This is a genomic window from Rhodococcus sp. YH3-3, assembly GCF_001653035.1.
GTDB lineage: Bacteria > Actinomycetota > Actinomycetes > Mycobacteriales > Mycobacteriaceae > Rhodococcus_F > Rhodococcus_F qingshengii.
Genome location: NZ_BCWH01000001.1, coordinates 2,146,077 through 2,167,506 on the forward strand (window position 1 = coordinate 2,146,077; position 21,430 = coordinate 2,167,506).

The 21,430-nt window shown below is 62.6% G+C and carries 24 protein-coding genes; 17 read left to right on the forward strand and 7 right to left on the reverse strand.

What is annotated here, in order from left to right:
• Positions 1–24: 24 nt before the first annotated feature.
• Genes YH3_RS10075 through YH3_RS10085 form a run of 3 tightly spaced genes read left to right on the forward strand, consistent with a single transcriptional unit; the run spans position 25 to position 3,641 of the window.
• Positions 25–1,086: a DUF1214 domain-containing protein gene (locus tag YH3_RS10075; RefSeq protein ID WP_003941882.1), complete on the forward strand. Its 1,062-nt coding sequence runs from the start codon at positions 25–27 to the stop codon at positions 1,084–1,086.
• Positions 1,087–1,110: 24 nt separating this feature from the next.
• Complete coding sequence (locus YH3_RS10080) at positions 1,111–2,769, forward strand: ABC transporter substrate-binding protein (RefSeq protein WP_064074194.1); 1,659 nt, start codon at positions 1,111–1,113, stop codon at positions 2,767–2,769.
• A complete protein-coding gene (locus tag YH3_RS10085) occupies positions 2,766–3,641 on the forward strand; it encodes a TIGR03619 family F420-dependent LLM class oxidoreductase (RefSeq protein ID WP_064113986.1) in 876 nt (291 codons plus the stop codon). Before YH3_RS10080 ends, YH3_RS10085 begins: the two co-directional genes overlap by 4 nt.
• Here YH3_RS10085 and YH3_RS10090 read toward each other — a convergent pair.
• Positions 3,632–4,192, reverse strand: a complete 561-nt coding sequence (locus YH3_RS10090; protein ID WP_003941925.1) for a TetR family transcriptional regulator — start codon at positions 4,190–4,192, stop codon at positions 3,632–3,634. The two genes, YH3_RS10085 and YH3_RS10090, sit on opposite strands and share 10 nt — an antisense overlap.
• 131 nt (positions 4,193–4,323) lie before the next feature.
• Here YH3_RS10090 and YH3_RS10095 point away from each other — a divergent pair, with 131 nt between their 5' ends.
• Entirely contained in the window at positions 4,324–5,340 is a 1,017-nt protein-coding gene (locus YH3_RS10095; protein WP_007735285.1) for an ABC transporter permease, read from the forward strand.
• 40 nt (positions 5,341–5,380) lie between these two features.
• Here the strand turns inward: YH3_RS10095 and YH3_RS10100 are convergent, their stop codons facing one another.
• Both YH3_RS10100 and YH3_RS10105 read right to left on the reverse strand, forming a co-directional pair.
• Positions 5,381–7,312, reverse strand: coding sequence for an acyl-CoA dehydrogenase (locus tag YH3_RS10100; protein WP_024487810.1), 1,932 nt, complete (start codon positions 7,310–7,312; stop codon positions 5,381–5,383).
• Between the two features lie 59 nt (positions 7,313–7,371).
• Positions 7,372–7,719 carry a hypothetical protein gene (locus YH3_RS10105; RefSeq protein ID WP_064443320.1) on the reverse strand — a complete coding sequence of 116 codons (348 nt, stop codon included), beginning with the start codon at positions 7,717–7,719 and terminating at the stop codon, positions 7,372–7,374.
• Positions 7,720–7,829: 110 nt separating this feature from the next.
• Here YH3_RS10105 and YH3_RS10110 point away from each other — a divergent pair, with 110 nt between their 5' ends.
• The 7 genes from YH3_RS10110 to YH3_RS10140 all read left to right on the forward strand — a co-directional run bounded on the left by YH3_RS10110 (position 7,830) and on the right by YH3_RS10140 (position 15,444).
• Positions 7,830–8,972, forward strand: a complete 1,143-nt coding sequence (locus tag YH3_RS10110) for an aminotransferase class III-fold pyridoxal phosphate-dependent enzyme (RefSeq protein WP_064443321.1) — start codon at positions 7,830–7,832, stop codon at positions 8,970–8,972.
• A gap of 66 nt (positions 8,973–9,038) precedes the next feature.
• Positions 9,039–9,698, forward strand: coding sequence for a histidine phosphatase family protein (locus tag YH3_RS10115; protein WP_003941868.1), 660 nt, complete (start codon positions 9,039–9,041; stop codon positions 9,696–9,698).
• Complete coding sequence (locus YH3_RS10120) at positions 9,695–10,300, forward strand: TlpA disulfide reductase family protein (protein WP_007735280.1); 606 nt, start codon at positions 9,695–9,697, stop codon at positions 10,298–10,300. The genes YH3_RS10115 and YH3_RS10120 overlap by 4 nt, the downstream gene beginning before the upstream one ends.
• 2 nt (positions 10,301–10,302) lie before the next feature.
• The gene (locus YH3_RS10125) at positions 10,303–11,151 is read left to right on the forward strand and encodes a cytochrome c biogenesis CcdA family protein (protein ID WP_007735278.1); all 849 of its coding nucleotides are present in this window, start codon (positions 10,303–10,305) and stop codon (positions 11,149–11,151) included.
• The gene (locus YH3_RS10130; protein WP_042453041.1) at positions 11,148–12,812 is read left to right on the forward strand and encodes a cytochrome c biogenesis protein ResB; all 1,665 of its coding nucleotides are present in this window, start codon (positions 11,148–11,150) and stop codon (positions 12,810–12,812) included. Before YH3_RS10125 ends, YH3_RS10130 begins: the two co-directional genes overlap by 4 nt.
• Complete coding sequence (gene ccsB, locus YH3_RS10135; RefSeq protein WP_003941951.1) at positions 12,809–13,771, forward strand: c-type cytochrome biogenesis protein CcsB; 963 nt, start codon at positions 12,809–12,811, stop codon at positions 13,769–13,771. The genes YH3_RS10130 and ccsB overlap by 4 nt, the downstream gene beginning before the upstream one ends.
• A 143-nt stretch (positions 13,772–13,914) precedes the next feature.
• Positions 13,915–15,444, forward strand: a complete 1,530-nt coding sequence (locus YH3_RS10140) for a MinD/ParA family protein (RefSeq protein ID WP_154100287.1) — start codon at positions 13,915–13,917, stop codon at positions 15,442–15,444.
• A gap of 25 nt (positions 15,445–15,469) precedes the next feature.
• Here YH3_RS10140 and YH3_RS10145 read toward each other — a convergent pair whose 3' ends face one another.
• Both YH3_RS10145 and YH3_RS10150 read right to left on the reverse strand, forming a co-directional pair.
• On the reverse strand, positions 15,470–15,676 hold the full coding sequence (locus YH3_RS10145) for a hypothetical protein (RefSeq protein ID WP_003941996.1): 207 nt from the start codon (positions 15,674–15,676) through the stop codon (positions 15,470–15,472).
• Between the two features lie 165 nt (positions 15,677–15,841).
• Complete coding sequence (locus tag YH3_RS10150) at positions 15,842–16,054, reverse strand: BldC family transcriptional regulator (RefSeq protein WP_003942029.1); 213 nt, start codon at positions 16,052–16,054, stop codon at positions 15,842–15,844.
• A gap of 291 nt (positions 16,055–16,345) precedes the next feature.
• Here YH3_RS10150 and YH3_RS10155 point away from each other — a divergent pair, with 291 nt between their 5' ends.
• The gene (locus YH3_RS10155; RefSeq protein WP_030535490.1) at positions 16,346–16,732 is read left to right on the forward strand and encodes a DUF4229 domain-containing protein; all 387 of its coding nucleotides are present in this window, start codon (positions 16,346–16,348) and stop codon (positions 16,730–16,732) included.
• Entirely contained in the window at positions 16,729–17,832 is a 1,104-nt protein-coding gene (locus YH3_RS10160) for a PLP-dependent cysteine synthase family protein (protein ID WP_042453042.1), read from the forward strand. Before YH3_RS10155 ends, YH3_RS10160 begins: the two co-directional genes overlap by 4 nt.
• On the opposite strand, the gene YH3_RS34920 is transcribed toward YH3_RS10160, so the two are convergent.
• Entirely contained in the window at positions 17,730–18,353 is a 624-nt protein-coding gene (locus YH3_RS34920; RefSeq protein WP_054187825.1) for a GNAT family N-acetyltransferase, read from the reverse strand. The two genes, YH3_RS10160 and YH3_RS34920, sit on opposite strands and share 103 nt — an antisense overlap.
• A 122-nt stretch (positions 18,354–18,475) precedes the next feature.
• On the opposite strand from YH3_RS34920, the gene YH3_RS10170 reads away from it, so the two are divergent.
• The 4 genes from YH3_RS10170 to YH3_RS10185 are packed head-to-tail and all read left to right on the forward strand — an operon-like array spanning position 18,476 to position 20,521.
• A complete protein-coding gene (locus tag YH3_RS10170; protein WP_042453048.1) occupies positions 18,476–19,213 on the forward strand; it encodes a 1-acyl-sn-glycerol-3-phosphate acyltransferase in 738 nt (245 codons plus the stop codon).
• Positions 19,214–19,267: 54 nt separating this feature from the next.
• Positions 19,268–19,519 carry an HTH domain-containing protein gene (locus YH3_RS10175; protein ID WP_003941869.1) on the forward strand — a complete coding sequence of 84 codons (252 nt, stop codon included), beginning with the start codon at positions 19,268–19,270 and terminating at the stop codon, positions 19,517–19,519.
• 5 nt (positions 19,520–19,524) lie between these two features.
• Complete coding sequence (locus YH3_RS10180; RefSeq protein WP_042453051.1) at positions 19,525–20,091, forward strand: Clp protease N-terminal domain-containing protein; 567 nt, start codon at positions 19,525–19,527, stop codon at positions 20,089–20,091.
• A 49-nt stretch (positions 20,092–20,140) separates the two neighbouring features.
• Complete coding sequence (locus tag YH3_RS10185) at positions 20,141–20,521, forward strand: phage holin family protein (RefSeq protein WP_003941998.1); 381 nt, start codon at positions 20,141–20,143, stop codon at positions 20,519–20,521.
• 12 nt (positions 20,522–20,533) lie between these two features.
• Here YH3_RS10185 and YH3_RS10190 read toward each other — a convergent pair whose 3' ends face one another.
• Positions 20,534–21,403, reverse strand: a complete 870-nt coding sequence (locus tag YH3_RS10190; protein WP_007728497.1) for a 1,4-dihydroxy-2-naphthoate polyprenyltransferase — start codon at positions 21,401–21,403, stop codon at positions 20,534–20,536.
• Between the last annotated feature and the right edge of the window lie 27 nt (positions 21,404–21,430).

Below are 21,430 nucleotides of genomic sequence, written 5' to 3' on the forward strand. Positions count from 1 at the left end.
CCCAACCGAAACAAGGAGATTCACATGAATGCTGTTTGGGAAAAGTTCTGCGCAGATCTGCTCGAGGTTGGAAAGGTCCTGGAAGACGAGATCGTCCCTCAGGATCCGCTGACTCAAGCCGAGGGCGTCCGCTACCTGAGTCGGTTGCTTCGGTACGGCACGATCAACTGTGTCGAGTACACCGATCCACGGTGGCCGCAGTTCTCGTCGGCTCCGAACCCGAACATGATGACGAAGATCGGTGCCGACAACCCGGACAACGTCTACATGCGCGCCAACATTTCCGGTAAGTACAACTACCGGATCATCGGCACCCGAGGCACCGTCCCGCTGATCACCTTCGGCTCGCGCGTAAATCGGTACCACATCGACGGCACCATGCTGCAGACCGGCGATCTGCATATCCACGACCTCGAGGTCGACGAGAACGGCCGTTTCGAGTTCATCGCGAGCGTCGACAAGCCCGATGAGGGCGCTTGGCTGCCTTTGGCGCCCGACAGCAACCTCATCTCCGTTCGGCAAACTCACCAGGATCGGCGCAACGAGGTCATCGGTGATCTGACCATCGAATGCCTGAACCCGGACGGGGAGTTCGTCCCGTTGACTCCGGAAGAGATCGGCGAGCGCCTCACCAAGTCCGTCGGGATCGTGAAGGGGATGGCGGAGACCTTCCTGGAATGGTCGCGCAAATTCCAGCCGCACACCAACGAGATCTTCGACTGGGGACAGGACTACTTCCAGGACGCCGGCGGCGATCCGACGATCTTCTACTTCCACGGTTACTGGAAGCTCGCCGAAGACGAGGCGTGGGTCATCGAGACCGAGGTTCCGAACTGCGAGTACTTCAACTTCGTGCTGCAGAACTTCTGGGTCGAGTCCCTCGACTACAACCGCACGAACATCTACATCAACAATCACACCGCGAAGCTCAACGACGACGGCACCATGACAATCGTCGTGGCGGCGAAGGATCCGGGTTATGGCAACTGGATCGACACCGATTCGCATGCCGAGGGGACATGGGCGCTGCGCTGGATCAAGGCGGACTCGCACCCGATCCCGACGTCGAAGGTAGTCAAGATCTGACACGCTGACGGAGATTGGGAACGTATGTACACCAGGAAGATTAGGTTCGGCCCTCGCTTTGTCGCGCTCGGGCTTGCCGGTGCATTGATGTTGGCCGGCTGCGCGTCGAGCAGTGGGGACAACTCGGGATCGGCTTCACCGAGCAGTAGTGGCGCAGCTGGTTTTGTGGGCGCCCCAGATGTGGGGGAGCGGATCGACGGCGGTGTTCTCACCTTCGGGTCCTATTCGTTCCCTTCCTCGTTGGACCCCACGAGAACGCAAGCCGCCGGTTCGACCGGCGGAACCGAAATGGCCGCGATTTACGACACGCTGGTACGCAGCGACTCCACAAACGGGAGCTTCGTGCCACAACTCGCGAAGACACTGTCGAACAACAGCGACTTCACCTCGTACACCGTCACTTTGGCTGACGGCCTCACCTTCAGCGACGGAAGTCCGCTCGACGCGGAAGCGGTGAAGTGGAGTATCGATCGATTCGTGGCAGGCAAGGGTGATGTATCGCAGACCTGGCTCAACATCGTGGATCGGATCGAGACGCCCGACGCCACCACAGTCGAATTCGTGCTCGAGCGGCCCTGGCGTCAATTCCCGGCGCTGTTGTCGCTCGGGCCCGGAATGATCGTTGCGCGAAGTTCAGGGGGAGAGGCAGGGTCGGTTTCAGGAACCGGGGAGAGAGCGTTCACACCGATCGGGGCGGGTCCGTTCACCTTGGCCAAGTTCGCCCCGCACGAAGAACTGGTACTCGCCGCACGCACGGATTATCAGGGCGGTAAACCTCCACTGGACACAGTGCGGTTTGTTCCCACGTCGGGTGCGCAGTCTCAGTACGAATCGTTGAAGAGCGGCCAGATCGACATGACGTACATCCTCCGCGACGAGGCCGTGATCGAACAAGCTCTCGACGACGGATACTCGGGTTACCTCAGTCCGACCGGACAGAACGGGATTGGCACGATCAACAACCGTGAGGGCAAGCCCGGGGCCGATGTTCGCGTCCGTCAGGCGATCGCCTACGGGGTGGATCCGGCGGCGGTCAATACCCGGGCGAACAACGGATTGGGCACCGCCAGTTCCGAACTGGTCCCGCAGACGTCACGTTGGTACAACAACACAGCAGGCATTCCGTTCGATCAGGTGAAGGCAAAGGCGCTGCTCGATCAAGCGAAGTCCGACGGGTACGACGGGAAACTCCGCTACCTCACCACCTCGGAGCCGAGCCAACAGGCGACGGCACTGACGGTTCAGGCGTCGCTGAACGCGATCGGTTTCGACGTCACCATCGACTACGCGACCGATGTGACCGATCTGGTTCGACGGGTATACAAGGACCACGATTTCGACATGACCAGAGGTGGCGCTCCGGTCGGAGAAGAAGCGCCGTACCTCAATTTGTACAACAGTATGGCCAGTGATTCGAAGAACAACCCGTCCGGCTTCGCGGACCCGGAGATGGACGCGATGATCACAGCTGTGCAGACGGCATCGACGGACGATGCTGTCCGTGAGGCGATCAGCAAGGTGCAGGAGTACGCCAACGCGACTGTGCCTTACGTGATCTGGGGGCCGGCGTCGGTGTTGACCGCATGGGACGGCAATGTTCACGGCGTCGTACGCAACATCACCGACATCATGTTCTTGGGCGGCGCTTGGATCTCGCCCAACGGCGAAACGGTGGAACGATGAAGTGGTCCTTGGCCGGTGCGATGATCGACGCCCTGGAACTGTGCGAGTTGGCGCAGGTCGCCGAAGAGGTGGGGTTCGACGGAATCGCGATGCCGGATTCCGTGTTCTATCCGGAGCAGGTGTCGGCGCCGTACCCGTACACTGCTGACGGGAAGCGGATGTGGGCGCCCGAGACGCCGATGCCTGATCCGTTCATTGCCATGGCGGCGATGGCGGCCGTCACATCGCGAATTCAGTTCTACACCAACGTGTTCAAACTTCCACTGCGCGATCCGCTGTTGACTGCCAAGCAGGTCGCGACCATGGCCGTGATGTCGAGGAACCGCGTCGCTCTCGGCGTCGGTTTGTCCTGGATTCCCGAGGAATTCACCTTCACCGGTACCGAGATGCGCACCCGCGGCGCGCGTACCGACGAAGCCATCGAGATCATCAAGGCGGTGTGTGCGGGACGTGGGCCGGAATGGGTCGAATACCACGGCAAGCACTACGATTTCGACGCTCTGATGATCAGTCCTGCTCCGGAGATTCCGGTTCCGATCTACATCGGTGGGCACAGCGAACCGGGGTTGCGTCGTGCAGCCAGGCTGGCTGACGGTTGGATGTCGGTGAACACGACCAAAGCCGAATTAGCCTGCGCCATCGATCGTCTCACGGAATTGCGGGTCGAGTACGGTCGTGCCGATGTTCCTTTCGGCGTCAACGTCTCGCCGACGGATGTTCGTGATCTGGACGGATATCGCGAACTCGAGACTCTCGGAGTCACGGAAATCAGAGTTTTGCCCTGGTATCACTACGGAGTTGACGCCGGTGATCGTCAGGGACGACTCGACTCCGTTCGGCGGTTTGCCGAGGAGGTCATCGCTCAGTACTGATCGATCAGCGTCTGCATCGCCCGGCCGTAGAGTTTTGCCAACTCGTCGCGATCTGCGGACTGGGGGATACTTTCGTCGCTGAGGACGCTCAACAGCCCGGACACCTGGGCGGAGACCAGGAGTGCGCGGGTGTACGCGTCTTCGCCGTCTAGACGAGCGGCGAGATTGGTGGCGAATACTCCGGTCATGTCTCGGAGTCGCTCCCGGATGCGTGGACTGTCCGATGCTCGCATGAGCGCTGTGTACACCGACAGCATCCGGGCGTCGGCCTTGCCCAGGACGAAGGCGGCGATTCGCTCACCGAGGGTGTCGAGTGGGCCGTCGAACTGGCCTTCGAAGTAGTCCGCAACCGGCGTGGTTTCCAGGAACAGTGCTTCTTTGGACCCGAAATGCCGGATGACCAGGGCCGGATCGATTCCGGCAACTTTGGCGATGGCGCGAACTGACGTGCCGCCGAACCCGTGCTCGCCGAACAGTTGGAACGCCGCCGCGCGAATCGCCTCGGATGTCGAGGGTTGCTCCTGCTCTGGCGTGTGCCTCGTGGGTGTCACGACATCGACCTCTGTGCTCGCTCGCCGACCGCGTTGTCAACGGCGTTGACTATAACGTGTCAACGGTGTTGACTGTTGAGTCTGTCAACGGTGTTGACAGCTAGATGCGGTTAGTGAAGAGAGCGTGGAATATGACAGATACCGACGTCCGAGTACCCAGCGAAGAAGTTGTCGATCCGCCGACCAATTGGAAGATGGTGGGCAGTGGACTCGCATTTCCGTTGTTCTTCGTCATCATGTTCTGCCTGTGCTACGTCAGCGCCTTCCATTCGCCGACGCCGAATCAGGCACCGATCGTGGTGGTCGGGTCGCCGTCCGTCACGGCCCCGCTGATCGACGGAATCCAGGCTTCGTCGGGTGACAAGTTCGACATCGTTGCCACAGCCAACGCCGCCGACGCACTCTCTCGGATCGACAACCGCGATGCGATCGGCGCCATCGAGATCGGTGACGCCGTGACCGCACATATCGCCACCGGCGCGGGCGCCTCGACGGTTTCCGTGGTGAGCAGCTTGGCGCATTCGGTTGCGGAGCAGACGGGGCAGCAGGTCACGGTGATCGACTCGGCGCCTGTCACGGCGCGCGACTCCTCGACTGTCGGACTCTTCTACTTCCTGATCGTCTGCACCCTCGGTGGCTACCTGACCATCACGGTGCTCAGTCAGGTTGCGCCGAGAATGCGGTTGCGCGAGCAGTATTCGATCCTGGCCGGTGCGGCGATACTCACCCCGCTCATAGCCTTCGGCATCACCAGCATCTTCATGCACGCCTTCGGGGCGTCATTCGGCCAGATCCTGCAACTGCTGGGAATCTCGATGGTTTACACGTTCACCGTCGGTGCGGTGAGCATTCTGCTCAATCGACTGCTCGGCCAAGCCGCGATCTTCGCGGTGCTGACGGTGCTCGTTTTCATCAACTTCCCGAGTTCGGGTGGTGCCATTCCGGTGTCGTTCCTGCCCGGATTCTGGCAGCACATCCATTCGTTCTGGCTCGGATCGGCAGCCATGGAGCCCATCCGCTCCGTCATCTACTTCAGTGGCAACGGCGCCGGACCGCACCTGCTCGTTCTGGGGATCTGGCTGGTCGCGGCACTCGGCCTGACCGGACTGCTCGCCTCTCGCCAGTCGAAAAAGGCAGCAGCGCACTGAGTGTGGTGGGGCCGGCGATTGCCGACCCCACCCGAACCCTTTACTTCAGCCGTACCGCGTCGGTGCCCGGTCCGTCGAGCATCGCGGACCCCAGCAGGATGTCCGGAATGCCGAACCCGTCGATCAGTGTCTCGACGTGGGGGCGCAGGGTGCGGCAACGCTCGTTGATTCCGCGCGTCACGGCCTTCGAACGCTCCACCGACAGATGCCGGTGCTCCATGAACCAGGCCTTGTCCTCTTCGATCACGGACAGTGCGTAGAGATCGCACACCTCGCCGAAGAGTTCCTTTGCGGTCTCGTCCTCACACGAGTCGATGCCGGCGACGAATGCTTCCAGGATGACGCGCTCGATGTGCGCCTGAGCGGCTTTGAGTACGTGGTCCTGCACGAAGTTGAACGCGTCGAACGGGTTCTCCTCGCGCTTCTGCGCTGCCTGCAATCGCCTTGCCGCAGTGGCGAGTAGGTACTCTTCGCGGTCTTCGAACATCTTCATCTGGGTGCCGCGATTGAAGAGGCTGCCGTCCTCTTCGTTGTCCTGGCGAGTGTCGACGATCGTCTGCAGGATCTGCTGCGCTGCCGTGCGTTTCTTGACCACGTCGGAGACCGTCGTAGCGGCGAAGCGCATCCAGTCGACCGGGCTCATGCCGCGGACTTCGTCGGCGTAGGAGGTGAGGAGTTCTTTTGCGACCAACTGCGTCAGAACGTGGTTGTCACCCTCGAACGTGGTGAAGACGTCGGTGTCCGCCTTGAGTGCGGTGAGGCGGTTCTCGGCGAGATAGCCTGCGCCGCCGCAGGCTTCGCGTGCCTCCTGGATGGCCCGAGTGGCATGCCAGGTGTTGGCGGCCTTGAGTCCGGCGGCGCGACCTTCGAGTTCGCGCTGCTCCTGCGGATCCGGGTCGTCGCTGCTCTGGATGTCGTGCATCGCGGCGACGAGTTCGTTCTGTGCGAACTGCAGAGCGTACGAGCGGGCGATCAACGGCAGCAGACGCTTCTGGTGGACGAGGTAGTCCATGATCAGGACTTCGTCGTCACTCTTCGGAGCACTGAACTGCCTGCGCTGCAGGGCGTATCGACCGGCGATGGCCAATCCGACGCGGGCGGCCGCTGCCGCGGAACCACCGACGGTGACACGTCCACGAACCAGTGTGCCGACCATCGTGAAGAAACGACGGTTCGGGTTCTCGATCGCCGAGCTGTACGTGCCGTCCTCGGCGACGTCGGCGTAACGGTTGAGTAGATTCTCACGCGGGATGCGGACCTGGTCGAAGACGATGCGGCCGTTGTCGACTCCGGGCAGTCCACCCTTGAGCCCGCAGTCGGACGTCGTGACGCCGGGGAGGTCGTTGCCGGCGTCGTCACGAATCGGCACGACAAAGCAGTGGACGCCCTGACTTTCGCCTCCGGTGATCAGCTGTGCGAACACCGCTGCGACGGTGGCGTGCTGGGCAGCGCCGCCGATGTAGTCCTTGCGAGAGGACGGAGTGGGGGAGTTGACGACGAACTCGCCCGTCTCGACGTCGTAGGTCGCCGTGGTTTCGAGTTCCTGGACGTCGCTGCCGTGACCGGTCTCGGTCATCGCAAAGCAACCGAGCAGGTCCAGATCGATCAGCGGCTTGACGTACGCCTGGTGGTGACGCTCGGTGCCGAGGTTTTCGATGGCGCCGCCGAACAGACCCCACTGGACGCCGGCCTTGACCATCAGTGAGAGGTCGGACATCGCGAGCATCTCGATGCTGGTGACGGCGCCACCCGCGTCGCCCGTTCCGCCGTGAGAGACCGCGAAACCGTTTGCGGCGTACCCGAGATCGGCGAGGACCCGCATCTGTTCGAGAGCCTTGGAGCGCGCAATGGCGGTGTTGGGTGTGTAGTGCGGAGCAAAACGTTCGTCGTTCAATTCGCCGCGAACGCGCTCACGCACCTCCCGCCAGCGTCCGTCGAGTGTTGTCCTGAGGTGGTCCGCTGTGGTGGCCATGGAACCGACGATAGCGCGTAGCGCACCGCGGGCAACCCGGTTCGATCCCAACCTCACATTCAGCAGGAGCCTGTGGCACCCGCTTCGATTCCTTGGCGGAAGAGTTCCTTCTCGCTCTCGGACATAGCCTGGTACGAAGGGTCGTTCTCGACGATCTTCAGGAAGTCGGCGCCTGCCGTCTGGGTCGACGTGTCGCCGCTCTGAACACGCTGCTGAACGTAGACGGACACCGCCGAACACCCGCCGAGAAACGCGGGGTCGGTGCTCGTCGCCGCGGTGGTTCGAGCCGAGTCGGTGGCACTCGGCGGCGACGAAACTGTCGCCTTGTCGTCGTTCGAAGCGTCCGAACCACACGATGTGAGAAGAATCGCAGCCGAGACCATCAGCGTCGTCAACAGTCGCTTCATGCCCGGAATCGTCTCACGCGGGGCCCGGTTCGACCGGAAAACTCGCCTCGAGCACCGAAGTCCTACACCCTGTCGTTGTCAGATTCGACAGAACTGGGACACTGGAAGCCGTGACTGTGTCTTCCGGTGATCCCGACGTGCATGCAACGAACTCCGCTCGGCTCTTCGAACGTGCCGGCAACGTGATTCCGGGTGGCGTCAACTCGCCCGTCCGCGCGTTCGGTTCGGTCGGCGGAACACCGCGATTCATTCGCGAAGCATCCGGCTACACCCTCACCGACGTCGACGGAAACAACTACGTCGACCTGGTGTCGTCCTGGGGTCCGATGATTCTCGGGCACGCTCACCCGGCAGTCGTCGAAGCCGTTCGCGAAGCAGCCCTCGGAGGTCTCTCCTTCGGTGCGCCGACCGAAGGCGAAGTCGCTCTCGCCGAGGAAATCGTCGCCCGCGTCGCGCCCGTGGAAAAGGTTCGCCTGGTCAACTCCGGAACCGAAGCCACGATGAGCGCAGTCCGCCTCGCCCGCGGATTCACCGGGCGGACCAAGATCGTCAAGTTCTCCGGTTGCTACCACGGCCACGTCGACGCCCTTCTCGCCGACGCCGGATCCGGCCTCGCGACGTTCGGGCTGCCGACCTCTCCCGGCGTGACCGGCGCTCAAGCAGAAGACACCATCGTCGTGCGCTACAACGATCTCGACGCGGTGGCCGCGGCCTTCGCGGCCAATCCCGGCGCCATCGCGTGCGTCATCACCGAAGCTGCCGCCGGAAACATGGGCGCCGTCGCACCGCTTCCCGGTTTCAACGAGGGTCTGCGTCGTCTCACCCGTGAGCACGGCGCACTCCTGATCATGGACGAGGTGATGACCGGATTCGTCGCCGCCGGACTCGCGAGCCTGCGCGCCGCCGACGCCGAGGTGTACGCCAAGCTCGGCCGGAACGCGACCGCCCTCGGCGACCTCATGACCCAAGCACTCACCGCCGAAGGCGTCGAACACCGAGTGCAGTACGCAGGCACCTTGGTGAGCGTGTTCTTCACCGAGAACACGGTGACCAACTACGACGAAGCCAAAGCCGCGCAGACCTGGCGATTCCCCGCCTTCTTCCACGCACTGCTCTCCCGCGGCGTGTACCCGCCGCCGAGCGCGTTCGAAGCGTGGTTCGTCTCCGCAGCCCTCGACGATCGAGCCTTCTCGATCATCGCCGACGCCATGCCTCACGCAGCCAAGGCCGCGGCTGCTGCCGTCAAGCCCTGACCAGTTCCCATTCCAGAACACCCGCACGCTTCCGACATCCATCATCTTCAGCGAGGACCCTCGACTGTGACCGACGCCGATCACCCCGACCACACGTCCACCCGCACCATCGTCCACGTCCTGCGCCACGGCGAAGTACACAACCCGCGCGGGATCCTCTACGGACGGCTCCCGGGCTTCCGGTTGTCGGTGGCGGGCGAAGCTCAGGCTCGTGCGGTCGCGTCGGTGCTCGCCGATCACGACATCACCCACGTGGTCGCGTCGCCGCTGCAGCGGGCGCAAGAGACCGCGACTCCGATCGCCGAGGCACACAAGCTCGACATCGTCACGGACGAAAACCTGATCGAGGCAGGCAACGAGTTCGAGGGTCTCAAGGTTGCCGTCGGGGACGGTGCGCTCTCGCGTCCGCGTCACTGGTGGAAACTGCGTGACCCGTTCACCCCGTCCTGGGGCGAGCCCTACCTGCAGATCGCGCATCGCATGCTCGCAGCCGTCAATGCCGCACGCGTCGCGGCAGTCGGACACGAAGCCGTCGTCGTCAGCCATCAGCTCCCGGTCTGGACACTGCGTCGATTCCTGCAGGGCGAGCGTCTCTGGCACGACCCCCGTCACCGTCAGTGTGGACTGGCCTCGTTGACTTCACTGGTCTACGAAGGCGACACCCTGGTCGACATCGTCTACTCCGAACCTGCCGGCGCCTCCGACCCGAGAGTGACAGGAGCATGATTTCGCGCCGCATCGCCGCAGCATTCGCAGCCGCTGCGTCGGCGATGCTTCTTCTCTCGTCCTGCGCGACCGGCGACGACGCCGTCGCACAGGGCGGAACTTTCGACTTCGTCTCACCGGGCGGACAAACCAAGATCTTCTACGATCCGCCGTCCGACCGAGGCACCATCGGCAAGCTCTCCGGGCCCGATCTGATGAACGAAGGTCAGAAGGTCGGTGTCGAGGACTTCGAGGGCAAGGTCGTCGTTCTCAACGTCTGGGGTCAGTGGTGCGGACCGTGCCGCGCCGAAGCCGACGACCTGGAACAGGTCTACGAGCAGACCAAGGATTCGGGCGTGCAGTTCCTCGGCATCAACGTCCGCGACGACACCAAGAACAAAGCGCAGGACTTCGTGGTCGACAACAAGGTCTCGTACCCGTCGATCTACGACCCGTCGATGCGTTCGCTGATCGCCCTCGGTGACGGCTACCCCACGTCGGTCATTCCGACGACGATCGTCCTGGACCGCCAGCATCGCGTCGCCGCGGTGTTCCTCCAAGAACTTCTCGCCGAGGATTTGCTGCCCGTCGTCCAGCGAGTAGCTCAGGAAGACGCGCAGTAAAGATGACAACCACGACCACTACGCTGCTGGCCGGCAGCGACACACTGAGTGCCGGTGTGGGCGAAGCGTTTCAGAACGCGGCGTCGTCCGGTCCGCTTCTGCTCGCCCTCGGCGCCTGTGTGCTCGCCGGTCTGGTGTCGTTCGCTTCACCGTGCGTCGTGCCGCTCGTTCCCGGCTACCTGTCCTACCTGGCCGGCGTCGTCGGTGCCGACGCTCCCGCGATCACCGCCGAAGAAGCGAAGACGCGGACGATCACCCGGAGCAGTCGACTGAGGGTGGCCGGTGCGGCCGGACTGTTCGTCGCGGGCTTCACCGTTGTGTTCGTCCTCGCGACCGCGTCGGTATTCGGCGTGATCTCCACGCTGCTCGTCAACCGCGAGGTCCTGATGCGAGTGGGCGGTGTCGTCACCATCGCAATGGGTCTCGTCTTCATCGGGCTGATTCCGGCGCTGCAGAAGGACGTTCGTTTCGAACCGCGTCGCGTGTCGTCACTGGTGGGTGCGCCGCTGCTCGGGGGAGTGTTCGCTCTGGGCTGGACGCCGTGCCTCGGTCCGACATTGGCAGGCGTGATGTCCGTAGCGGCGGGAACCGACGGGATGACGGCCGCGCGTGGTGTCACGTTGATCGTCGCGTACTGCATCGGACTCGGCCTGCCGTTCATCATCTTGGCGCTGGGATCCGCGCGCGCGCTGACCGGCGTCGGCTGGTTGCGTCGTAATGCACGCACCATTCAAATTTTCGGCGGAATCATGTTGGTGGCAGTGGGAATCGCCCTCGTCACCGGCGCGTGGGACCAGTTCGTCGGCTGGGTTCGCGACGCATTTATCTCGGAGGTGACGCTGCCGATATGACAGCTGACGACAATAACGACCACCCGAAACCCGTGCTGCCGAAGCAGTCGGTGATCGGTCGAGTCGTTGCACTCGGGCGCAACACCTGGCGCGGGCTCACCTCGATGCGGACCGCGCTGGTACTGCTGTTCCTCCTCGCGCTCGCTGCGATCCCCGGCGCCCTGCTGCCACAGCGAACCCTCAACGAGGGCAAGGTCACCGACTACATCGCCGCGCGTCCGACGCTCGGTCCGTGGATGGACCGCCTCGAATTGTTCGACGTGTTCAGCAGTTTCTGGTTCACCGCGATCTACGCATTGCTCTTCATCTCGCTGGTCGGCTGCATCCTGCCGCGTTGCGTGGAGCACGCGAAGGCGCTGCGCACCCGTCCGGTGAATGCGCCGCGCAATCTTGCTCGCCTGCCGCACCACACCACGAGCGTTGTGGACGGCGAGACTCCCGACGAACTTGCTGCCCGGGTGTCGAAAGAACTGCGCGGGTGGCGCGTCGAAACGCGTCGCGGCGATTCGAAATCACGACGCGAAGGCGAGATCACCATCTCGGCGGAGAAGGGATACCTCCGCGAGTTCGGCAACCTCGTGTTCCACCTCTCGCTGGTCGGATTGTTGATCGCGATCGCCGCGGGCAAGTTGTTCGGCTACGAGGGCAATCGCATCGTCATCGCCAACGACGGCCCCGGGTTCTGCACGACCTCGCCGGCAGTGTTCGACTCCTTCGTCGCCGGTCTGAGCCTCGACGGCACCGGCATGACCCCGCTGTGTGTACGTGTGAAGAATTTCCAGGCCGACTACCTCGAGACCGGTCAGGCCGAGATGTTCACCTCGGACATCTCGTACCAGGCAGGCGACGACCTCGAGTCCGATACCTGGCGGGACACGACCATCCAGGTGAACCACCCACTGCGGATCGCCGGCGATCGTGTGTACCTGCAGGGACACGGATATGCGCCGACATTCACCGTCACGTTCCCGAACGGTGAGACCCGCACCGAGACGCTCCAGTGGCGTCCGGACGACGCCACGACGTTCCTGAGCAGTGGCGCGATGCGCTTCGACCCGCCGGGCGGCATGTATCCCGATGCGGACGAGCGTCGGAAGAATCAGATTGCCATCGAAGGATTGTTCGCGCCCACCGCGCTGTTCCACGGCAACCTGCTGTCGTCGAGTTACCCGGCGATGAACGATCCGGCAGTCGCCATCGACATCTACAAGGGCGACACCGGACTCGATACCGGTAACCCGCAATCGCTGTTCGAACTCAACACCGAACTGATCAATCAGGGCCGACTGGTCAAGCAGGATCGAGTCAATCTGTTTCCGGGGGAGAGCGCGACGCTTGCCGACGGAACCCAGGTGCGATTCGATGGTGCCGTCGACTTCGTGAACCTGCAGGTCTCCCACGATCCCGCTCAGGTGTGGGTGTTGGTTTCGGCGTTGACCATGATGGCGGGCCTACTCGTCTCGCTCGTGATCAAGCGTCGCCGCGTCTGGGCACGTATCTATCCAGATGACGAACGACGTACTGTAGTAGAACTTGGTGGGCTTGCCCGCACCGACCACGCAGGCTGGGGCGACGAGTTCGACCGCCTCGCCGACCGCTTGCTGAAAAGCAATCCGACCACCGCGGTGAACCAACCGCACGCGCAGGAGAACGCCCGATGACAACGAACGAGACACTCGCGCAGTACAGCGACTGGGCCTTCAAGTCCGCCTTCACCGTGCTCGTGCTGGCGTTTGTGCTGCTCATCGTGCAGTACGCGTCGGCCAGAGCAAAGGCGGTTCAGGACAAGGAACTGGTCTCCGCCGGCGGTGTCGACGCATCCGTGCCTGGCAGGGTCGCGGAGACTCCGAGCAAGTCGCTCTCGGAACGATTCGGCGGAATGGGCCGAGCTGTCCTGGTCGTCGGAACGGTGCTGATCATCGCGTCGATCGTGCTCCGCGGATTTGCGACGGAACGATTCCCGCTCGGCAACATGTACGAATTCGTGGCGATGGCGTGTGCGGCGTCGTTGCTGGTCGGGCACGTCCTGTTGATCAAGCCGGCGTACCGTCCGATGTGGGTCTTCTTGCTGGTGCCGGTTCTGATCTTGATGTTCCTCGCCGGCACGGTCCTTTACGCCGACGCGGCTCCCGTGGTTCCGGCGCTGCGCTCGTACTGGCTTCCGATTCACGTGACGATCGTCAGCGTCGGTTCCGGAATCTTCATGATCGGCGGTATCGCGAGCCTTCTGTTCCTGCTGCGACTGAAGTTCCCGCCCGGTGACGAAGGCACGAGTATCGGTGGCCGGATCGCAGAGCGACTGCCGGATGCCCAGACTCTCGACCGCTTGGCGTACAAGAGCACGATCATCGCGTTTCCGCTGTTCGGCGCCGGCGTCATCCTCGGTGCCATCTGGGCGGAAGCTGCGTGGGGACGCTTCTGGGGTTGGGATCCGAAGGAGACGATGTCCTTCATCGCCTGGGTGATCTACGCGGCCTACCTGCATGCGAGGGCAACGTCCGGGTGGCGGGAGACGAAGGCCGCCTGGATCAACATCGCCGGTTTTGTTGCGATGCTGTTCAATCTCTTCATCATCAACATGGTCGTCTCCGGCTTGCACTCCTACGCGGGACTCACCTGATCCTCTCGAGGTACCGTGGGTGGCTGCCGACCGGTCTGTAGGTATTACCGGTAGGTACGTCAGGGGCGGGCAACAGTTACGATGCAGCTTGGCGAATTACTAGCTGTCTGGTAGCTGTGGGATCGACGAGGGGGAGCGGCGAGATGGCCGACAAGATTGAAGACGCCGGAGCAGGATTGTGGGAGCCGGTGCGCCCTGCCGAGCCGACGCGGCGCGAGCCGCCGACGACGACCCCAGCGGCTCCGGTACCAGGTCCCAAGACTCCGGTCATCCAGTATCCGGCAGCGCAGCCAGGCCCGATCAACGGCCAGTTCTCGACCTCGCCTGCGATGCCGATGCAGACCTACGAACCTACGAATCGTGGAGGGTCGCTTCCTGATTCACGAACTGGCGTTCCGCAGCCTGTTCAGAATTCGCAGCCTGTTCGGAACTCGCAGCCTGTTCAGAACCTGCATCCTGTTCAGAATTCGCAGCCCGGCCCGACGGCGCATTCATCCGCGAGACCGCTCCAGCAACCGCAGGTACCTTTTTCGCCCGGCGTCCATCCGCCCAATCCCGCGATTCGGCAGTTCGGTCATCCCGGCGCTGCGCCGGTGCAGAACGGCCACGCCCTCCAGAATGGTCAGGCCGTGCCGATGGCCCCGCCGACGGCGCCACCTACTCGCGCTCCGATGCCGCAGACCGGACTCATCTCGGCTCCGGACAGTCGCTTCGAGTCCGCTCTCCCGATGACTGCGCAAGATCTCTCGGCTGCGCTCCTCGTCAAGCGGCCTGTCCGGCCTGCCCCGGTGGGTGGCTGGCGCAAGGCGCTGTACACGTTGTCCGGCCGATCGGTGAACCTCGGAAACGGTGCAAAAGAGCAGCACCTCGTCGAGTTGACGCGCCAGATCAACCAGCCGCTGCAGGGCTGCTACAAGGTTGCGGTGCTCAGTCTCAAAGGCGGCGTCGGAAAGACCACGACCACAGCGACACTGGGGTCGATGTTCGGCTCGATCCGCGGCGATCGCGTCGTCGCTGTCGATGCAAACCCCGACCGGGGAACGCTGAGCCAGAAGATCCCGCTCGAAACTCCGGCAACAGTGCGAAACCTGCTGCGCGACGAGAACAGCATCGAGAAGTACAGCGACGTCCGTGGCTACACATCGCAAAATCGACACCGGCTCGAAGTGCTTGCCTCCGACAGCGATCCAGCAGTTTCAGAGGCCTTCAGCGGTGGGGACTACACGCGCACGGTCGACATGCTCGAGAAGTTCTACAGCATAGTTCTGACCGACTGCGGCACCGGATTGATGCACTCGGCGATGCAGGCCATTCTCGAAGGTGCAGATTCGTTGATCGTCGTCAGTTCCGGTTCCGTCGACGGTGCACGTAGCGCCTCCGCAACACTTGATTGGCTCGACGCTCACGGTTACAGCAGGCTGGTCGCCACGTCCGTAGCTGTCATCAACGCGGTACGGCCTCGCTCGGGCAAGGTTGATCTGCCGCGGGTCGTCGAGCACTTCGAGCAGCGCTGTCGAGCGGTGAAACTGATTCCGTTCGATCCGCATTTGGAAGAGGGCGCCGAAATCGATCTGGACCGGCTGCGTCCAGGTACTCGGGAAGCGGTGCTGGAGTTGGCTGCGGTGGTTGCGCAGGACTTTCCGGCCTCCCCGTTCGCGTTGACGGGGCGGTAATCGGATAGCCGGGCGAGCCCGGACGCTACGTCGACGCGTCAGTCGGCGGTACGTCCGGACCTTCCGTGCGCTTGCGTCGTGTTTGCTGGTTCACATTCCACAGGAATTCGGGATCGTCATCCGGCCCGCGTACACCGCTCACCGGGGTGCGCGTCGACGGATCGGGCCCGAATGCCTTCCACATCAGAACGATCAATGTCACCAAACCCACCAACGCCAACAGATACAACACGGCGCACCTCCTCAGGGATCTGAAGTCGAGCCTACTCAGTCTCCGCCCCGCTTCACCAGAAGTGGTGCGGACAAGCGTTTCGGCTCAGTGCGCTAGTGCTGTATCTGTCGGGTACTGCAAGATCTGTCGGGTACTGCAAAGTGCTTCGAAGTGAGCCGAGTTTGCTCAGTTGTTGTCTGCTTCGGTGGTCAGCGAGCGCAGAAGCTGCATGACCTCGGTCTCACGGAATCGACGATGTCCTCCTGGCGTGCGAAGCGAGCCCAGTCGTCCTGCGTGTGCCCAGCGGGTCACGGTCTTGGGATCGACATGAAACAATGCCGCTACCTGTCCGGGCGTCATGAGTGCGTCTGCGGCGGTATTGAAGGTTGGTGCGCTCATTGTGAGGTCCTCCATGTTGATGTCGAACGTTTGACGAACAGTGATTCCGAACCGAGCAGTGATTCCGAACTTTGGTTCCGAACCGGTGTGTCGACCAGTTGCCAAAAACCTGCGTCGAGTTTGTTTCGAAGTCCTTCGCTCACATTCGACCGTTTTCTGAGTGGTAGCGCAATGTTTGCACAGATATAGCCGGGTAGTCGATCTTTCAAGAAAAAGTAATGTTTAAGTAAAGGACAAAATGGATATAGCGGGCTCGGTCCCACCCGTATTCGGAATGGGTAACCTGAGAGGGTGAGTCAGTTGTCTGAAAACCCCGAAAATGTTCCTTCTGAGCCGGTCAAGGCCAGTAAACCTTCCGCAAACTCTGGGCAAGCAAAGTCGGCTTCCGGGCCGGTGACCAAGGGTCAACTAGCCCGCGACGTGGTGCTGTACTCGGTCGCTCGGCTGCTGCTTGTCGTCGTGATCGGTGCCGTCATCATCGGTGGCGGAAAGCTCGCCGGCACGGACGTTCCCTTGATCGTCGCGGCGCTGTTCGCAGTTCTGATCGCGCTGCCGCTGTCGTTGCTGCTCTTCGCGAAACTGCGCAAGCGTGTTAATGCGGGCATTGCGGCGGTCGACGCCCAGCGTCGGTCCGATCGTGACGATCTTCGCTCCAAGCTGCGCGGAGACGGGCGGTGACCACGGGGTCGCTCGACGTCGACCGTCGGACCTCACGCCAGTGGGTCGACAACGCGGTGCGGTTGATCGAAGCCGACGCGCAACGCAGCGCGGACACTCACCTGCTGCGCTATCCGCTGCCGAGTAACTGGACCGTCCAGCTTTATCTGAAGGACGAGTCGACCCACATCACGGGGAGTCTCAAGCATCGACTCGCACGGTCGCTTTTCCTCTACGCGATCTGCAACGGCTGGGTTACCGAAGAGACCACTGTCATCGAAGCGTCGTCCGGATCGACGGCTGTCAGCGAGGCGTATTTCGCGAAGTTGCTGGGCCTGGATTTTGTCGCGGTGATGCCCGCGAGCACGAGTCCCGCCAAGATCGCGTTGATCGAGGCGCAGGGGGGACGTTGTCATTTCGTGAGCGATCCGTCGTCGATCTACTCGGAATCGCATCGGCTCGCGAGTGAGTTGAACGGTCACTACATGGACCAGTTCACCCACGCCGAGCGCGCGACGGATTGGCGCGGAAACAACAACATCGCCGAATCGATCTTCACTCAGCTCGAACACGAGGAACATCCGATTCCCGACTGGGTGGTCGTCGGAGCCGGGACGGGCGGAACCGGTGCCACGATCGGCCGCTTTCTTCGTTACCGGAAATTCGACACGGGGCTGTGCGTGGTGGACCCGGAGCACTCCGTGTTTTTCGACGCGTGGCGAGCGAGCGATCCGTCGATCGTCGGTACTCGAGGTTCCCGGATCGAGGGCATCGGCCGTCCGCGCGTCGAACCGTCGTTTGTCGGTCAGGTGGTCGACCGAATGATCAAGGTGCCGGACGCAGGCTCGATCGCGGCCGCACGGCACGCCAGCACAGCCCTGGGGCGCAAAGTGGGCGGCTCGACGGGGACGAACCTGTGGGGAGCTTTTGCGTTGATTGCCGAAATGATGGCGGCCGGGCGCAGCGGCAGCGTCGTCACCCTCCTGTGCGACGGCGGAGAGCGTTACTCGGGCACCTATTACAACGACGAATGGGTGGCTTCGGAAGGGATCGACCTGCTCGGCCCGACGACAGTGCTGGACGAGTTCGTCCGTTCGGGTGCGTGGACGGCCAGTTCCTGAATCGCCGGCGCCGGACCGTGTGACGGGCGGCTCATCGTCACGCGCGGCCAGGCGTCCAACCCGGACGACTGCTCGTCCGTTCTGATGCGTATCAGGCCGGGGGAGAGCGTGTTCTCGGCCAGGCGCACGAACCCGAGGCGCTCGTAGTACGGCGCGTTCCACGGAACGTCGACAAACGTCGTCAGAGTCACGAGATCGTGGTGATGGTCCGCCGCCCATTCGGTGACGGCGTCGATCAGCTGTGCTCCGAGGCCTTTCCGGGCATGATCGGGGTGAACGGAGACCTGCTCGATATGCGCGCCGCCGTCCACGATCTCGACGAGTGCGTACGCAACGGGCACGTCGTTCGCGTCGGTCTGAACCCAGATGTGCTCGGCTGCGAGAAAATCGTTCAACTCGTCGAGCGTCGGCGGTGGATCGTCTGCGATGGCGTCCATCCCGATGTCTCGGAACGGTTCGCCGGCGGCGATCTCGATCTGTTGCAGTGCGGGTAGGTCGGTGGATATGGCCGAGCGGATCACAGAAACCGTTTTACCTCGAGAGTGGAGTTTCTCCCAGCGCTACGCCTTCTGTAACGCAAACCTACGCAACCGTAGGTTGTGTATCGTTTGGTCAAGGGGCACTTCTCCAGCGAGGGCGGATCATGGGCAATCCTGAAGTTTCACTCGACAATTACGAGGCTGTGTACGAGTACTACCGCAGTCATCAGCAGAACCGATTCGTGGCGAAGTTCGCTTATGCCGCATTGGCGCTGAAGTACCGCCCGCGAGTGAGGTACGCGCCGGGTGCGGAAGCTGCGCTGAAGACTCTCCTGGAACGTAAGACGCAGTTGGTCGTGGCAGTCAATCATCTGACCGAGAGCGACCAGTTCACGCTCGCCGCGACCGCGTGGCGTACTCCGTTGCGTCGAGTGATCGGACGGACCCGGGTCCTCGCCAAAGACGAACTCTTCGTTGATCCTTCACAGCGCAAGAAGGTCGACATGATGGGCAGCATCCCGGTTTTTCGCAGCAAGAACTACGGCCTCCGTGCAGTTTCGGATGCCGGCCGAGTGATGATGGACGTCGCGGCCGAGCGGCTGGGCAACGGGGACTGTCTGGCGATTTTCCCGGAAGGGACGTGCAACACCGAAGATCCGACGCGGCTGCAGCACGTCAACAGCGGAATCGGCCACATCGTCGCGCGCGCCGAGAAGTTGGGATGCTCACCGGCCCTGGTGTCGATCGGCATCAATTACGGTCCAGTGGCCGGCGACGTCAAGGCTGCGAGTGTCTTTGTCGGAATGCCGGTGACCGAACTTCCGGACAAGCCGATGGATATCGCCCGAACTGTGCAGGCCGACTTGCAGGTGGCAGTGGACGGGGCCGTCGCCGGGTACTAGGCGCGCCTGTCAATTTTGGTTGACAAATTCCGGTTGTCAACCTAAATTGACAACATGACCGAAGCAACCTCTCTCGCTGCTGCCGCCGGTAGCCCGGATCCCACCGAGGGATTGCGTGCTGTTCGAGCGCTGCGTCGTCTTCTCGAAAAACTCGAGGCCATTCAGGTCGCCAATGCGCGCCGTCACGGATGGTCCTGGCAGGCGATCGCGGAAGCTCTCGAGGTCAGCCGTCAAGCCGTCCACAAGAAATACGCGTCCGCGCAGTCGGAATCGATGCTGCGTTCACTGCGCGAGAAGGGCAGGTAATTGCCATGTTCGAAAGGTTCTCCGCACAGGCTCGAGGCGTCGTTGTCGATGCTGTCGCCGGCTCCGGTCCTGTCACGCCGATGGAACTTCTGACCGCGCTGATCACCTCTGATCGGGGCATCGCCACCGAGGTGCTCACCGAGTCTGGTGTCACGCTCGACGTGATCCGCCACGCCGGCGCCGGATCGAACGAAGGTAGCTCCAACAATTTCGACGACGACGCCGAGATACTCAAGTCGATCGGCATCGATCTCGATGCGGTTCGGGAGAGTCTCGAGCAGTCCTTCGGCGAAGGTGTGCTGGACGAGACTCCTGTGCCGGACGGCGTCGACACTTCTCGCAAGAGCCGATTCGGGTTCCCTCGTTCACGATTCGAGAAGGACTCCAAGAAGGTGTTGGAACTCTCGCTCCGTGAAGCGCTCGCGCACAAGGACAATCGAATCGGTGCCGAACACATCCTGCTCGGCATCCTGCGTGTCGCCGACGGGCCTACCCGTCAGGCCCTCGAAACGCAGGTCACGATGTCGGTGATCCGTGAGCGCTTGGAAGCGAAGATGAATCGCGCCGCCTAGATTCGGCACGGCTCCGCATGCACGGGGCGGGATGTGCCAGCATTCAGACATGACATTTCTGGCACGTCTCATCATCAACGGCATAGCCATCTGGCTGGCGTCGGCGTGGGTCACCGGCATCACGATCGCCAACCACGACAACGGCACCTGGGGCACGGTTCTCGTGATCGCGGTGATCGCTTTGATCTTCACGGTGGTCAACGCGTTCATCAAGCCGGTAGTGCAGCTTCTCTCGCTACCGCTGCTCATCCTGACTCTCGGATTGTTCACGCTCGTGATCAACGCCCTCATGCTGATGCTGACGGCGTGGATCTCGTCCGGAACGTCCTACGGCTTGACGGTCGACGGCTTCTGGACGGCAGTCTGGGGCGCGCTGATCATCTCGATCGTGAACTTCCTGCTCAGCGCGTTCGTCCCGGACAACCGTTGAGTCCGTCGACTTTCAGGCGAGACTGAGCGCAACTGCGGTCGCGGCACCCCAGACGAGCATGGCGAGTCCGGTGTCGCGCAACGCGGGGATCAGGGCCATACCCTGCCCGCCCGAACGCAGTGGGGCGTTGGCTCGGATTGCCAGTGGCAACGCCAGCAATCCGAGCAATGCCCACGGAGTACGCAGGATCAGCAGCAGGGTCGCGACGAACGGGACGGCCAGCAGGATCACGTGCAGCGTGCGTGTCCTGGCGTCGCCGAGCCGGACTGCGAGAGTGATCTTTCCGGACTCGGTGTCGGTCGGGATGTCTCGAAGATTGTTGGCAACGAGCACCGCGCTCGAGAACGAGCCGATGGCGATCGCGCCGGCCAGCCCGGCCAGATCCACCCGCTCGGCCTGTACGAACTGAGTTCCCAGCACTGCAATCAGTCCGAAGAAGATGAACACGGCGATCTCGCCGAACCCGCTGTATCCGTAAGGCTTCTTGCCGCCGGTGTAGAACCAGGCACCGATGATGCAGAACACGCCGACCGCAACCAGCCACCAGGCTGTGGTCGCCGCCAGAACGAACCCGGCTACCGCGGCAACGGTGAAGCAGCTGATCGCCGCGGCCTTCACAGCTCCGGGACTGACCAACTTCGATCCGACCAAGCGCAGTGGCCCGACGCGGTCGTCGTCCGTTCCGCGGATTCCGTCGGAGTAGTCGTTCGCGAAATTCACCCCGACGATCAAGGCCAAGGAGACGATCAGTGCCAGGAGCGCCTTCCACCACACTGCGAGGTCCAGGGACGCCGCGGCTCCGGTGCCGACCAGCACGGGCGCAATCGCGTTCGGGAGTGTGCGCGGCCTCGCGCCTTCGATCCATTGAGCAGCTGTTGCCATACAACGATCTTTGCACTGTGCAATACG

What these genes read in the sequence shown, in the direction of transcription:
- YH3_RS10075 (WP_003941882.1), top strand. Translation starts at nt 25, where the DNA reads ATGAATGCTGTTTGGGAAAAGTTCTGCGCAGATCTGCTCGAGGTTGGA.
- YH3_RS10080 (WP_064074194.1), top strand. Translation starts at nt 1,111, where the DNA reads ATGTACACCAGGAAGATTAGGTTCGGCCCTCGCTTTGTCGCGCTCGGG.
- YH3_RS10085 (WP_064113986.1), top strand. Translation starts at nt 2,766, where the DNA reads ATGAAGTGGTCCTTGGCCGGTGCGATGATCGACGCCCTGGAACTGTGC.
- YH3_RS10095 (WP_007735285.1), top strand. Translation starts at nt 4,324, where the DNA reads ATGACAGATACCGACGTCCGAGTACCCAGCGAAGAAGTTGTCGATCCG.
- YH3_RS10100 (WP_024487810.1), bottom strand. Translation starts at nt 7,312, where the DNA reads ATGGCCACCACAGCGGACCACCTCAGGACAACACTCGACGGACGCTGG.
- YH3_RS10105 (WP_064443320.1), bottom strand. Translation starts at nt 7,719, where the DNA reads ATGAAGCGACTGTTGACGACGCTGATGGTCTCGGCTGCGATTCTTCTC.
- YH3_RS10120 (WP_007735280.1), top strand. Translation starts at nt 9,695, where the DNA reads ATGATTTCGCGCCGCATCGCCGCAGCATTCGCAGCCGCTGCGTCGGCG.
- YH3_RS10125 (WP_007735278.1), top strand. Translation starts at nt 10,303, where the DNA reads ATGACAACCACGACCACTACGCTGCTGGCCGGCAGCGACACACTGAGT.
- YH3_RS10130 (WP_042453041.1), top strand. Translation starts at nt 11,148, where the DNA reads ATGACAGCTGACGACAATAACGACCACCCGAAACCCGTGCTGCCGAAG.
- ccsB (WP_003941951.1), top strand. Translation starts at nt 12,809, where the DNA reads ATGACAACGAACGAGACACTCGCGCAGTACAGCGACTGGGCCTTCAAG.
- YH3_RS10140 (WP_154100287.1), top strand. Translation starts at nt 13,915, where the DNA reads ATGGCCGACAAGATTGAAGACGCCGGAGCAGGATTGTGGGAGCCGGTG.
- YH3_RS10150 (WP_003942029.1), bottom strand. Translation starts at nt 16,054, where the DNA reads ATGAGCGCACCAACCTTCAATACCGCCGCAGACGCACTCATGACGCCC.
- YH3_RS10170 (WP_042453048.1), top strand. Translation starts at nt 18,476, where the DNA reads ATGGGCAATCCTGAAGTTTCACTCGACAATTACGAGGCTGTGTACGAG.
- YH3_RS10175 (WP_003941869.1), top strand. Translation starts at nt 19,268, where the DNA reads ATGACCGAAGCAACCTCTCTCGCTGCTGCCGCCGGTAGCCCGGATCCC.
- YH3_RS10180 (WP_042453051.1), top strand. Translation starts at nt 19,525, where the DNA reads ATGTTCGAAAGGTTCTCCGCACAGGCTCGAGGCGTCGTTGTCGATGCT.
- YH3_RS10185 (WP_003941998.1), top strand. Translation starts at nt 20,141, where the DNA reads ATGACATTTCTGGCACGTCTCATCATCAACGGCATAGCCATCTGGCTG.
- YH3_RS10190 (WP_007728497.1), bottom strand. Translation starts at nt 21,403, where the DNA reads ATGGCAACAGCTGCTCAATGGATCGAAGGCGCGAGGCCGCGCACACTC.